This is a genomic window from Providencia sp. PROV197 (assembly GCF_028479625.1).
Classification (GTDB): Bacteria; Pseudomonadota; Gammaproteobacteria; order Enterobacterales; family Enterobacteriaceae; genus Providencia; species Providencia vermicola.
Map to the genome: position 1 here is coordinate 122,711 of NZ_JAMPNZ010000020.1, position 13,721 is coordinate 136,431.

12 protein-coding genes are annotated in these 13,721 nt (G+C 46.0%); 5 read left to right on the forward strand and 7 right to left on the reverse strand.

What is annotated here, in order from left to right; translation table 11 throughout:
• Genes PR808_RS11675 through PR808_RS11685 form a run of 3 tightly spaced genes read left to right on the forward strand, consistent with a single transcriptional unit; the run spans position 1 to position 3,271 of the window.
• Positions 1-984: a sugar kinase gene (locus PR808_RS11675; protein WP_272539343.1), complete on the forward strand. Its 984-nt coding sequence runs from the start codon at positions 1-3 to the stop codon at positions 982-984.
• Positions 985-997: 13 nt separating this feature from the next.
• The gene (locus PR808_RS11680) at positions 998-2,278 is read left to right on the forward strand and encodes an MFS transporter (protein ID WP_206083393.1); all 1,281 of its coding nucleotides are present in this window, start codon (positions 998-1,000) and stop codon (positions 2,276-2,278) included.
• Positions 2,279-2,290: 12 nt separating this feature from the next.
• On the forward strand, positions 2,291-3,271 hold the full coding sequence (locus PR808_RS11685) for an NAD(P)-dependent oxidoreductase (RefSeq protein ID WP_206083392.1): 981 nt from the start codon (positions 2,291-2,293) through the stop codon (positions 3,269-3,271).
• A 49-nt stretch (positions 3,272-3,320) separates the two neighbouring features.
• On the opposite strand, the gene PR808_RS11690 is transcribed toward PR808_RS11685, so the two are convergent.
• Both PR808_RS11690 and dsdC read right to left on the reverse strand, forming a co-directional pair.
• Positions 3,321-4,343, reverse strand: coding sequence for a LacI family DNA-binding transcriptional regulator (locus PR808_RS11690; protein ID WP_272539344.1), 1,023 nt, complete (start codon positions 4,341-4,343; stop codon positions 3,321-3,323).
• An 80-nt stretch (positions 4,344-4,423) separates the two neighbouring features.
• The gene (gene dsdC, locus PR808_RS11695) at positions 4,424-5,377 is read right to left on the reverse strand and encodes a DNA-binding transcriptional regulator DsdC (RefSeq protein WP_206083390.1); all 954 of its coding nucleotides are present in this window, start codon (positions 5,375-5,377) and stop codon (positions 4,424-4,426) included.
• Between the two features lie 209 nt (positions 5,378-5,586).
• Here dsdC and dsdX point away from each other — a divergent pair, with 209 nt between their 5' ends.
• Positions 5,587-6,924, forward strand: a complete 1,338-nt coding sequence (gene dsdX / locus PR808_RS11700) for a D-serine transporter DsdX (RefSeq protein ID WP_272539345.1) — start codon at positions 5,587-5,589, stop codon at positions 6,922-6,924.
• A gap of 12 nt (positions 6,925-6,936) precedes the next feature.
• On the forward strand, positions 6,937-8,271 hold the full coding sequence (gene dsdA, locus PR808_RS11705) for a D-serine ammonia-lyase (protein ID WP_272539346.1): 1,335 nt from the start codon (positions 6,937-6,939) through the stop codon (positions 8,269-8,271).
• Between the two features lie 43 nt (positions 8,272-8,314).
• On the opposite strand, the gene PR808_RS11710 is transcribed toward dsdA, so the two are convergent.
• The 5 genes from PR808_RS11710 to PR808_RS11730 are packed head-to-tail and all read right to left on the reverse strand — an operon-like array spanning position 8,315 to position 13,711.
• Positions 8,315-9,364, reverse strand: a complete 1,050-nt coding sequence (locus PR808_RS11710) for an osmoprotectant NAGGN system M42 family peptidase (protein WP_206083387.1) — start codon at positions 9,362-9,364, stop codon at positions 8,315-8,317.
• Positions 9,365-9,369: 5 nt separating this feature from the next.
• The gene (locus PR808_RS11715; RefSeq protein WP_206083386.1) at positions 9,370-10,140 is read right to left on the reverse strand and encodes a FadR/GntR family transcriptional regulator; all 771 of its coding nucleotides are present in this window, start codon (positions 10,138-10,140) and stop codon (positions 9,370-9,372) included.
• An 18-nt stretch (positions 10,141-10,158) separates the two neighbouring features.
• Positions 10,159-10,953 (reverse strand): ATP-binding cassette domain-containing protein, encoded by a 795-nt coding sequence (locus PR808_RS11720; protein WP_206083385.1) that lies wholly within the window; start codon positions 10,951-10,953, stop codon positions 10,159-10,161.
• Positions 10,950-12,767, reverse strand: a complete 1,818-nt coding sequence (locus PR808_RS11725) for a dipeptide/oligopeptide/nickel ABC transporter permease/ATP-binding protein (RefSeq protein ID WP_272539347.1) — start codon at positions 12,765-12,767, stop codon at positions 10,950-10,952. Before PR808_RS11725 ends, PR808_RS11720 begins: the two co-directional genes overlap by 4 nt.
• On the reverse strand, positions 12,764-13,711 hold the full coding sequence (locus PR808_RS11730) for an ABC transporter permease (protein ID WP_206083795.1): 948 nt from the start codon (positions 13,709-13,711) through the stop codon (positions 12,764-12,766). Before PR808_RS11730 ends, PR808_RS11725 begins: the two co-directional genes overlap by 4 nt.
• Positions 13,712-13,721: the final 10 nt, after the last annotated feature.

A 13,721-nucleotide genomic window follows, 5' to 3' on the forward strand; every position in this document is an offset into this window, starting at 1 on the left:
ATGAAAAATCAATTAGATGTTGTAACCCTTGGCGAAGCCATGATGATGTTTGTGGCGATAAATACTGGTGAGCTCCATGAAGTTGAAAGCTTTGTTCGCCGTGCTGCGGGAGCAGAGCTGAATGTGGCGATAGGTCTTTCTCGTATCGGCTTAAAAAGCGGCTGGGTAAGTCGCCTAGGCAATGATTCTTTTGGGCGCTTTATCCAAAGTACACTAGATAAAGAACATGTTGATCATCAATGTGTTAAATTCGATGAAAATTACCCAACGGGCTTTCAGCTTAAATCTAAAGCTGAAAATGGAACCGATCCCAAAGTGGAGTATTTCCGTAAAGGTTCAGCAGCAAGTCATTTAGACCTCACTGATTTCAATGAAGATTATTTTTCCTCTGCACGCCACTTACATTTAAGCGGCGTCGCCGCAGCGCTTTCTGCCACCAGTTACCAATTATCACTCTATGCTGCGAAATGGATGCGAAATGTAGGAAAAACATTATCTTTTGACCCTAACTTGCGCCCATCGTTATGGCGCAGTGAAAATGAAATGGTGGCGCAATTAAACCAGTTAGCCTTTCACGCCAATTGGGTCTTGCCAGGTTTAAAAGAGGGGAAAATCCTCACAGGTTTTGACCAACCCGAAGCCATTGCCGATTTTTACCTCTCGCAAGGGGTAGAAGCCGTTGTCATCAAAACAGGCGAGCAAGGCGCTTATTATAAAACATCAAATAACCAGCAAGGTATCGTCCCTGCTTACTTAGTCAAAAATGTGGTGGATACCGTTGGCGCTGGCGATGGCTTTGCCGTTGGGGTTATTAGCGCGCTTCTCGAAGGGTTATCTTTACCTCAAGCCGTCGAAAGAGGAAACTTTATCGGTGCAAGGGCTATCCAAGTGATTGGTGATAGTGAAGGCTTACCGACGAAAGCGCAGTTACAGCAAGAAATAATGGCATTTTCCCCCTCAACCACCGCAGATGCTGCGTGCTAAGAAGGAATAGATTATGACAATCAGAGCTCCTGCGATGTCACGTTGGTGGCGCATTATGCCAATCGTGTTTATCACCTACAGCCTTGCCTACCTCGACCGCGCTAACTATAGCTTTGCCGCTGCCGCAGGGATCAACGCCGACCTAGGGATTACCAAAGGGATGTCCTCCCTGCTTGGTTCCCTGTTTTTCTTGGGGTACTTTTTCTTCCAAATCCCTGGGGCTATCTACGCGGAGAAACGCAGCGTCAGAAAACTGATTTTTGCCTGTATTTTCCTGTGGGGTATGTTTGCCAGCTTGACAGGGATGGTCAGCAATATCCCTATGTTGGTGATTATCCGTTTCAGCTTAGGTGTGGTCGAAGCCGCGGTCATGCCAGCCATGCTTATCTACATCAGTAACTGGTTCACTCAATCCGAACGCTCACGAGCGAATACCTTTTTAATTTTAGGTAATCCCGTAACAGTGTTATGGATGTCAGTGTTATCGGGTTACTTAATCCAAGCTTTTGGTTGGCGTGAAATGTTCATCATTGAAGGTGTTCCCGCGGTTTTATGGGCATTTTTCTGGTGGCGAACTGCACGTGATAAACCAAGCCAAGTTAATTGGTTAAGCCAACAAGAAAAAGACGATTTAGACAAAATCCTCAGTGATGAACAAAAAAATATTAAACCTGTACGCAATTACCGCGAGGCGTTCAAATCACGCAATGTTGTGCTGCTGTGCGCACAATATTTCTGCTGGAGTATCGGGGTTTATGGCTTTGTGTTATGGCTACCTTCGATTATTCGCGGTGCATCAAACTTAGGCATGGTAGAAACAGGCTGGCTCTCTGCGGTGCCATATCTTGCCGCCACGTTGGCGATGATTTTGGTATCATGGGCTTCAGACCGTATGCATAACCGTAAATTATTTGTCTGGCCAATGCTCTTAATCGGCGCAGTGTGCTTTCTTGGTTCTTACATGCTAGGCAATTCAAATTTCTGGTTATCTTATACATTACTGGTGATTGCGGGTGCCGCCATGTACGCACCTTATGGCCCATTTTTTGCGATTATCCCTGAAATGTTACCGAAAAATGTGGCTGGAGGCGCAATGGCGCTGATCAACAGCATGGGGGCCTTGGGGTCATTCTTTGGCTCATGGTTTGTCGGTTACCTCAATGGTGCCACAGGAAGCCCAAGTGCTTCCTATATGTTTATGGGTCTAGCATTGTTAGCCTCAGTGTTCTTTACGCTAATTGTGAAACCCAACCAAGAACCGAACAACAGTTCCGCTATCGCCAAACACGCTTAATAAGGGGCAACCATGAAAAAGAATGTTATTTTGTATAAAACGATCCCCAATACGCAACTTGCACGCTTACAGCAGCAATTTAATGTTACTGTTTTTGATGAAGTGACAGAAGAAAACAGAGCGAGTTTCCAGCAAGCATTAAGTACCGCAGAGGGTATTATTGGCGCAAGCTATCCGATTACGGCAAAAGAGCTAGCCCTTGCGCCACACTTAAAAGCAGCATCAACCATTTCAGTTGGCGTTGACCAGTTTGACATTGACGCTATGAATGCTCGTAAAATCCCCTTAATGCACACCCCCAATGTGCTCACTGAAACCACCGCAGACACTATTTTCACCTTAGTACTTTGCAGTGCCCGCCGCATTATTGAAATGGCGGAAATGGTGAAAAATGGTCAATGGACAAAAAGCATTGGCGAAAGTGATTACGGCAGTAACGTGAATGGCAAAACCATCGGTATTTTAGGTATGGGTCGTATTGGTTATGCCGTGGCAAAGCGCGCAAATGCAGGCTTTGGCATGCCTGTTCTCTATTACAGCAACCATGCACATGCAGAGGCTGAGACAAAACTGAATGCCCGACGCTGTGATTTAGATACGCTACTGAAAGAGTCTGACTTTGTTTGCGTGGTAGTCCCATTATTGCCATCCACGGAAAAACTGATCGGTAAAACCGAGCTGGCGAAAATGAAACCTAGCGCATTTTTGATCAATGGTTCTCGCGGGAAGATTATTGATGAAGCGGCGCTGATTGCAGCCTTAGAAAATGGCACGATACGCGGTGCGGGCTTGGATGTGTTTGAGGTGGAGCCACTACCAACAGATTCTAAACTGCTCACATTACCGAATGTGGTTGCCCTGCCCCACATCGGTTCTGCCACCCATGAAACGCGCTATGCGATGGTCGAATGTGCAGTCGATAACCTCATTGCCGCACTAAACGGTGACCTTAGCGAAAATTGCGCCAATATAAGCGCGATACAAGCACGCTAGTTTCTATCGATAACACAAAGAGGCGCTCCCCTCTTTGTGTTATCCTGCCTTACAATGTGGTTGAATTCCTCACCACTAACTCACCATGGAACAGATATTGTGTTGGGGCTTTTTCGGGATTTTCCAGCTTTTCTAATAAACACTCAACCGCTTTGTGGCCCATTTCGGCTGTAGGCTGTGAAACAGAGGTGATCCCTTGCCCAGCAAAGGCCGCCCATTCGAGGTTATCAAAACTGAGAAAGCCAATATCTGCCCCCCAACGTAACCCTTGTTGGTTCATCACATAGGCAAGCTGCAAGGTTAACACACCATTTGCCGCCACAATCGCTTTACGCATACCACGGTGCGAAGCGCAAAAGTTGGCAACGATGGAATCTAATTGCGCTGGGTCTGGTAAGGTGATTTGGTGAAACTCGCCTTTTACTTGCCCTTGCTGGTTTAGCAAGCGTTGGAAGGTTTGCAGGCGCTCTTTACGCGCGCTGTTATATTCAATGGGTTCGGTCACAAAGCAAATTGCCTCGAAACCTTGTTCTATCAAGTGGTTAAATGCCATCTCAGCAGATGCAGGGTTATCTAAGCCGACCATATCACATGGGAAATCCTCGATTTTTCTATCGAGTAAAACAAAAGGCAATGTGGTTTGTTTTAGCACATCAATAAATTGTGCGTTCACCCCCGCTGAATTAATAATTAACCCATCAACACGGTAGCCTTTTAATAACTGAATAAATTGGCATTCCAGCTCAATGCTATTGTTTGCATTGCACACCACCGTCATAAACCCTTGCTTGATGGACTCTGACTCGACCCCTTTAAGCACCTCCACCGAGAATGGATTTCCGATATCGGCAATAATCAACCCTATCAACCCTGTACGACCATGCTTTAAGCTACGCGCCATTTGGTTTGGGCGATAATTCAATTCTTGGATTGCTGCTTCAATACGTTGGCGCATGTTATCCGACAGCAAATGTAATTCACCGTTTAAATAACGTGAGATACTGGTTTTCCCTGCCTGTGCTTTGGCAGCCACATCTTTAATTGTTGCTACTTTTTGAATTTTCGGTGCCATCGCGCGCGTTTTTTCCATGTGATGAAAAGAAAGGCTAATGCCTTATCTTACTCGAATTAACAGCAATTTTCTTGCCATATTCATCTAACTTGCTGTTTTAGCCACTGAATAAAAATATCTGCTTTGGGGTTACGTTTTTCATTTAACATCGCAAAATAGTGGCGTTGTTGACACTTGAGTGCAATGTCACCAAAAGGCATCACTAGCTCTTGGCGCTTAATGCGCTTTTCAACCAACTGCTTGCGTCCCATTGCCACGCCCGCATGGTTCATGGCTGCTACAATCGCCAAGTCTGAGCGGTCAAAACATAGGTTCCGACGGTGAGGAAATAACGATAACTGGTAGTGTTCGCTCCACGCTTTCCATTCATCATAATCGGAGTTACTGCTCCAAGCCTGCCTGTCATGCAACAAAGTACAGTTTTTGAGTTGATAAATATTGTCCATCAAATCATGCTGCTTGGCATATTGTGGGCTGCATACAGGCACAATGGATTCAGGCATTAAATCTTCGCAATACAAGTTAGGCCGCGTAATATCATCGTAATAAATCGCCACATCAATACCATAACCACGAAAATTAACGTCATCATTCCCCGTTAATAAATTGAGCTGAATTGACGGGTATTGGTTGGTAAAGTCAGCAATTTTAGGGATAAGCCAACACTGGGCAATAGAAGGCCGTGAATACACGGTCAATTCCCCTGAAATCTCTTGGTTTTTAATATCCAGAATTTCTTGGTTGATATCATCCAAGTTTTTGCGCAGTGCCCAATAAATCCGCTCGCCGTCCGCGGTTAGCTCAATACGCCGATGAAAACGCTCAAATAACTTAAAGCCTAATTCCTCTTCAAGGGTATTAATTCGGTGGCTCACTGCACTAGGCGTTAGCGCCAATTCTTGTGATGCAAGGGCAAAAGAACAATGACGAGCCGCCGCTTCAAAAGTGTGTAAACGGGAAAGCTGATGGCTTGACAGCCGCTTATGCCATTGAATAAAACCCGATTGCTCAAAGGGATTAAGATTAGGTGACATCGAACCTCCTCGGTCAGTTCTGCATTTTTCCAGAATAGCGCGTTTAACATGAATTATTATGATGCAAATCGGTAAATCACCCTTTTTTATGACCAATATCACGCCATTGAGTTAATTTAATTCACCTAAGACTTAAGTTTCATCGTTTGTCACTCCTGCATATTTATTATCCAATATAGGCACAACAACAAAATGATTAGGGGTAGGATATGGACTCTACAATGTGGATGCTCGGCACGCTGGTTATTAGTATCTTGCTGATCATCGTTTCAATTATTAAATTTAAGTTTCACCCTTTTTTAGCCCTTTTACTCGCCAGCTTCTTTGTCGGTATCTCCATGAAAATGAACCCGTTAGAAATGGTAAATGCCATTGAAAATGGGATTGGTGGTACACTTGGTTTCCTCGCCGCCATTATCGGGCTGGGGACTATCCTCGGAAAAATGATGGAAATCTCGGGGGCTGCGGAACGCATCGGCGTCACCTTACAAAAAAGCCGCTGGTTAACCCCCGATGTCACCATGGTGTTAATTGGTTTAATCTGCGGTATCACCCTGTTTGTTGAAGTCGGTGTGGTGTTATTGATCCCACTGGCGTTTTCCATTGCCAAAAGAACCAATACCTCGTTATTAAAACTCGCTATTCCACTTTGTACTGCACTGATGGCAGTGCATTGCATCGTGCCACCACACCCTGCCGCGCTATTTGTCACCAATGAATTAGGTGCAGATATTGGTACGGTAATTGTTGCAGGGTTGGCTGTGGGGCTAGTGGCTTCATTAGTGGGTGGGCCACTATTTCTGAAATTCCTAGGTGAGCGTTTACCGTTTAAAACCGTACCAGAGGCATTTTCTGACCTCGAGGTGCGTGACGAAAAAGACTTACCCTCTTTAAGTGCCACATTATTTACCGTTTTACTGCCAATTATTCTCATGTTAATCAAAACAGCCGCTGATTTAAACATGAGTAAAGACAATCAGTTATATACCTTACTACAGTTTATCGGTAACCCCATTACCGCCATGTTTATTGCCGCGTTTGTCGCGTATTACATGTTAGGTATTCGCCGTAATATGGGCATGAGCATATTGCTCAGTAAAACCGAAGAAAGCTTTAGTTCGATCGCCAATATCTTACTGATTATTGGTGCAGGTGGTGCATTTAACGGCATTTTAAAAGGTAGCGGACTGAGTGATTCTCTTGCGTTAGTGCTTTCTGGTATCGACATGCACCCAATTTTGCTGGCATGGTTAGTGGCGATTATTCTGCACGCTGCTGTCGGCTCCGCCACTGTTGCCATGATGGGCGCCACCGCCATTGTGGCACCATTAATGCCAATGTACCCACACATCAGCCCAGAAATTATGACATTAGCCATTGGTTCTGGTGCGATTGGTTGTACTATCGTCACAGACTCCCTGTTCTGGCTGGTTAAACAATATTGTAATGCCACCTTGGCTGAAACATTCCGTTTTTATAGTGTCGCCACCCTTATCGCATCCCTTGTTGCGCTGGCAGGCACCTTTGCACTTTCATTTGTGATTTAAAAGAGAGTAATTATGACTCAGATAAACGTGAATAAGTTAATTGCTGACTACCCTTTAGTTCAGGACTTAATCAATTTAAAACACGTGGCATGGTTCAACCCTAACGCCACCACCACAGAAGCGGGTTTACCTTATGTGGGGCTGACCATTAGTGATGTTCAAGATGCCGAAGCGCGTTTAAACCGTTTTGCACCGTATTTGATGAAAGCATTCCCAGAAACACAAGCTACTCAAGGGATTATCGAATCTGATGTAGTTGCAATCGCCAATATGCAAACCGCGCTCGAAGCGCGTTACCAAACGCCAATCACCGGGAAAATTTTATTAAAGAAAGATAGCCACTTGCCTATTTCTGGCTCTATCAAAGCGCGCGGGGGGATTTATGAAGTACTCACTCACGCCGAAAAACTAGCACTTGGGGCAGGGTTGTTATCCATTGATGATAATTATGAAGTTCTATTTTCTGATAAATTCCGCCAATTCTTTAGCCAATATAGTATCGCGGTTGGCTCAACAGGTAACTTAGGAATGTCTATCGGCATCATGAGTGCCAAATTAGGCTTTAGCGTCAGCGTGCATATGTCTGCGGATGCGCGCCAGTGGAAGAAAGACAAACTACGCTCACATGGCGTTAATGTCGTTGAATATGAACAAGATTACAGCATTGCCGTTGAACAAGGTCGTAAAGAAGCAGAACAAGACCCAAATTGTTTCTTTATTGATGACGAAAACTCCACAACCCTATTTTTAGGTTATGCCGTCGCGGGGCTGCGTCTGAAAAAACAATTTGCGGAACAAGGTGTTATTGTTGATAAAGACCACCCACTGTTTGTCTACCTGCCTTGCGGTGTCGGAGGTGGCCCTGGCGGGGTTGCCTTTGGGTTGAAACTGGCATTTGGTGACGACGCACACTGCCTGTTCGCGGAACCGACGCATTCACCGTGCATGCTTTTGGGCGTCCACACTGGATTACACGATGGTATTTCTGTACAAGAAATTGGTATTGATAATATCACTGCCGCAGATGGCCTTGCTGTAGGGCGTGCCTCTGGCTTTGTAGGCCGTGCGATGGAGCGGTTAATCGACGGGTATTACACCCTTGATGACCAAGACATGTATAACTTGTTAGGGTTACTCAACAAAACAGAAGGCATCAAACTAGAACCCTCTGCTCTTGCGGGTATGACAGGCTGCGTGCATGTCACACAGAATACTAATTACTGGCAGTCTAAAGGCCTTAGTGCACAGCAAATGGCGAATGCCACTCACCTTGTTTGGGCAACAGGTGGCGGCATGGTACCGAGTGACGAAATGCAAAAATATTTAGCACAAGCCAAACTGAGTTAATCATCCTACCCCCTTCAATACTGTGGAGGGGGTTTCTCATCGGTTACTGCCCAGGCAGTGGAACTAAATCACTTTCAATATAACGCCTGACTAGCGTGGCTAATGCCACCAATGAATCCATGTGTGTTCTTTCCCAACCATGGGAACTGTCGAGTGCAAAACACGCCAATGCCGCACGAATATCCCACCCTGCATCAATCGCCGCGGCACTGTCTGAGCGGTAATGTTTGAACGTATCGCGAACATGGGGAATATCGTATTGCTGGCACAGTTGCAATAAATGGCGGGTGATTGCCAAATCAAATGGCCCTGTTCTATCGCGAAACGCTAGCGTCAGTGAATCATCCCGCGTTGCTTGGTCTGGCCCTGATACTGAGTTGTCTATCGCCAATAACTCTTGCACTTGTGAGCCAAAACCATGGGTTCCACCAATACCAACTTCCTCAGAAATCGTGAACATCATTTGGCAAGAAACCGCAGGCACAACGCCATCATCCACCAGCGATTTCAGAGCAGCTAACATGACGGCACAGCCTGCTTTGTCATCCAAATGACGAGAAACAATAAAACCGTTATCAATGAATTCAGGTTGAGCATCTACCGCAACAATGTCTCCCACATTCAAACCGTGAGATTGCAGATCAGCAAGGTTATAACAAGGAGCATCTAAGCGGATTTCGAGGTTATCCCAATCCGCCACTTGAGTGTCAACCTCTGTATTGAAGCGATGCCCTGACGCTTTTAAAGGCAAAATTGTGCCGCGGTACTGGTGGTTATCACTAAATACTGTCACCCTTGCACCTTCTGCAAAACGCGCAGCCCATGTCCCCGTGTTACGTAACGCTAAGCGGCCGTTAGACTTTAACTGGGTGACCATGGCTCCCAAGGTATCTAAGTGAGCGGCCAGTGCACGTTTGGGTTCATCCCACCCTAATGTAATGTGCAGTACCCCACGGCGCGTATACTGTGGCTTGAAGCCCAATTCAGTCAGCCATTGGTGAGTCTGCGCAACCGCTTTATCAGTCATCCCAACAGGACTCGGCGTTTGTAACAATGTGCGTAATACATTTGCTAGATATGCTGTGTCGATCATGATGATTACCTATCTTCACTTAAAAAACGTTCTTGTAAGGTGGCTTGTAGAGCCAACATGGCGTGTTCTGCATAATCCATGTGCGCTTCCATGACCGCTTGTACTTTTTGTGCATCTTTGCGGCGTAAGGCTTCTATCAATTGGTATTGGTATTCAATACCTTGGCGTCTATCAACGGGTTCAGGTTTCAAATAAATATCTTTACAGACGGCTAAATCTTTCAGTAACCGCTGAAGAAAATGACAAATAAATACTAAAAGCACATTATCCGAATAGCTCGCGACAACCGTGTGGAAATCGAGCTCCGCCATCCGCTGCTGCCAACGCTCTTCTTCGTCAGCAGGTTCATGGTCGTAAATAGCGATGATTTCGTACAGTTTTTGAATGCCTGCATTATCGATTTTTTCCATCGCACTCACTGCCACAACAGGCTCCAACAATTTTCGCAATGTATAGATATCCTTGATGGAAATATCCCGCGTAAATAAATAGTTAGATAACAAGCTCATGGCCCGTGATTCCGTCATTGAATCAATAAATGCACCGCCTCCTGGGCCCGTTTTGGTCTTTATCAGCCCTTGAACTTCGAGGGATTTTAACGCCTCCCTGACCGTGCTTTTACTCGCGCTATAACGCTCAATCAGGTCTTTTTCTTGGGGTAACCGATCACCGGGGCTGAGATTGTCCGCCATAATGGTTTCTTTAATGGCATTCACAATTTCATCTGTCCGTTTAATGCGAACCGGCTCAATTGCCGATGGCTTATCGATACTCATAGTTGCTCTCAACAAGTTTTAATAGGTCCGAATACGTGGCGCACTCGATAATAGGTTTTGAGTATACGCATGTTCAGGAGCCGCAAATAGCTGACGGGTTTCACTGCACTCAAGCAAATCCCCTAAATACAGCACGGCAACTCTGTCAGCGATTGATTCCACGACGGCTAAATCATGGCTAATAAATAAATAGGAGAGTGAAAATTGCGCTTTTAACTCTTCCAGAAGCAGTAAAACTTGGGCTTGCACGGATACATCCAAAGCACTTACGGGCTCATCAAGCACCAATACCCGCGCATCAGCAGCAAGTGCCCTTGCTATCGCCAAGCGCTGAGCCTGCCCACCTGAAAACTCATGAGGGTAGCAAGCTAATGAATCCATTGGCATATTGACGGCTTCAAGTAATTCTACCAATCGATTAGTACGCTGTGAGGGAGCCATGTGCTTTAAATATTTCAATGGAACCGATAAAGTTTCCCCAATGGTTTTTCGTGGATTTAACGATGCAACAGGGTCTTGAAAAACGTACTGAATCGCTTGTCCAAAGGCCTTAGCACCTTGCTTTTGCCACTGTGCCTTGCTTTGCCCCAAAACCTGAATGTCCCCTGAGGTGGCATTTTCCAGCCCCACTAAAATGCGGGCGAGCGTACTTTTCCCTGAGCCACTTTCGCCAACAACCGCCAATGTTTCCCCTTCATACAATGACAGTGAAATATTTTTCAGAGCATGGACTTCCCGCCCTTTGGGATGAAATAGGCTACGAGGCTGCCCAAATGTTTTCACTAGCTGATTCACTTCAATCACAGTATTCATGGTGCCTCCTGCGCTGCGTTTAGACTTTTGTCATCGGTTTCATTGCGATAAAGCGCGGCCACTTGCGTTAAAAATTGACGGCCTTCCCCCAGTTTTGGAACACTAGCAATTAGCCGTTGCGTGTAAGGGTGTTGCGGGTGCTGCAATACCGTTTGAGTCACGCCCGTTTCCACTATTTCCCCTTGTTGCATCACAGCAACCCGGTCGCAAATTTGGTTAATCACGGCGAAATCATGGGTAATAAACAACAGTGCTACACCCCGTTCGCGGCGCAGTTTATTCAGTAATTCTAAAATTCTTGCTTGAACAGTCACATCCAGCGCCGTTGTCGGTTCATCCGCTATGATAAGCACGGGGTCGTTTGCCAGCGCCATGGCAATCCCCACCCGCTGGCGTTGCCCGCCTGATAACTCATGAGGATAAGCACTGAATCTGTCAGCCGCATCAGGGATCCCCACGCTATCAAGAAGTTCGATGGCTTTCACTTTCGCCACTTGGTTGGATAACGCTTGGTGAGCGGTGATAGCCTCCTGAAGCTGTACGCCAATCGTAAACTGCGGATGCAGTGTCGTCAGTGGGTCTTGGAAAATATACGACACCCGTGCGCCACGCCGCCGTTGCATAATAGAAAGCGGCAAGGACAACATCTCTTCATGTTCCACATACACCCCACCCGCTGTAATCACCGCGGGCGGCGAAGCCAACAACCCCATAATGGACAGCGCGGTCACGCTCTTACCCGAGCCACTTTCCCCTATGAGACCAAGGCACTCACCAGCACCAACGGTAAAACTAATCCCTTTGACGGTTGGACGTAGCTGGTGGCCTTGGCGAAATGCCACCGCAAGGTCTTTCACTTCCAGCACGGCCTGAGTGCCTGCCGTTTTAGCTGGGATATTCACGCGATCTGTTTGGGTCATTGGCTGTGAACGGTGTAAAGCCCCTGATTTTAAACGTGGATCGAGAATATCACGCACGCCATCACCCAATAAGTTAAAACTGATAACAATTAGGAAAATCATAATACCTGGCACTAAAGCGACATGAGGCGCCACAAACATTTGTGCGCGCCCTTGCCCTAACATCGAACCGAGATCAGCATTCGGCGGTTGTGTGCCTAAACCTAAAAACGAAAGCCCTGCGGTTTCTAAAATCATCCAACCAATAGTCGTCGACATAGTGACCACGATAATTGGCAGTACATTAGGTAAAACCTCAGTTAATAACACCTGTAAATGATTCTTACCTGACAATCTTGCTGCCTGAATGAAATCTCTATCACGCAGCCCGACCGTTAACCCACGGATATTTCGTGCAAAAAAGGGAATATTGACTAAAGCAATCGCATATAACGCATTTAATAAGCCTGGCCCTAATACCGCGACAATGGCCAGTGCCAATAAAATATAAGGAAATGCCATAAGCATATCGATACAACGCATCAATATAGTGTCTGTACGGTGACCAACATAACCTGCAATTAAGCCTATTAACGTTCCAAAAACGGCAGCAATAAGCGTGGCAGAGATCCCCACCATCAGTGATACTCTTGTCCCCCATAATAAACGCGATAAAATATCACGCCCCAAATGGTCGGTACCTAAAACATGCCCCGATGAAAAAACAGGTAATAAGCGGTTCACTAGATTGGTTTCATCTGGGTTATCCAATGGTAGCCAAGGCGCCAATAATGCCAGTAGTATGATGACCATTAAAATTACCAACCCAATCGTCGCAAGACGGTTCGCTAGCAATAGCGAGCCAATAGATTGTCGATGGCGATGTTGAATAATCGGTGTTGTCGTTTGGCTCATGATTTCAACCTCGGATCTAACATGGCTTGCAGGACATCAGCAAACAAATTGATAAACACGTAAGACGCCGCTGCAATCAAGACGCCCCCTTGAACTAAGAATAAGTCTCGGGTTGCCACGGCTTTGACCAACATTGCACCTAGCCCTGGCCACTGAAAAACAGTTTCGATATACACCGCGCCACCAAACACAAAACCCGCTTGAATCCCAATGACGGGGATAACGGAAACCAGTGCCATACGAAAGGCATGACGGAAAATGACTTTACGCTCACTGAGCCCTTTGGCTCTCGCGGTTCGAATGAAATCGAGGCGTAAAACTTCTAGCATGGCCGTTCGTGTTAATCGGGCAATGACGCCAGTAGCAACAAGTGATAGCGTAATGACAGGTAATACAAGGTGATGCAATAAATCCCCTAAGCCGCCACCTTGCCAAATATCGTACATCCCTGATGCAGGGAACCATTGCAGTTGAACGGAAAAAACCATAATCATCAATAACCCAATCCAGAAGGATGGCATTGAAATCCCTAATAAAACCGCTAAAGTAATGAATCTATCACTCCAACTAAACTGGCGAATAGCAGAAATGATCCCTGCCAATAAGCCCAACACGGAGCTCAATAATAAAGCACTCCCCCCCAGGACTAAGGTCGCCGAAAAACGTTCTAATACTTCATCAACGACGGGGCGGTTCAGTACAAACGAGCGGCCAAAGTCCCCCGATATTAAATTCTGCATCCAAATAAAATACTGTTGGTATAACGGTTTATCTAAACCAAGCTCCGCTTTTACACGCGAAACATTCTCAGGTGTCGCCCAAGGCCCAAGGAGCGCTTGAGCAGGGTCACCAGGGATCATCGCCATGATCAAAAAGACAATCAGCGTCAAACCAATCAATATGGGAATGGTCGCTAAAATGCGCTTTAAACAGTATAACCACATCATTTTTTCC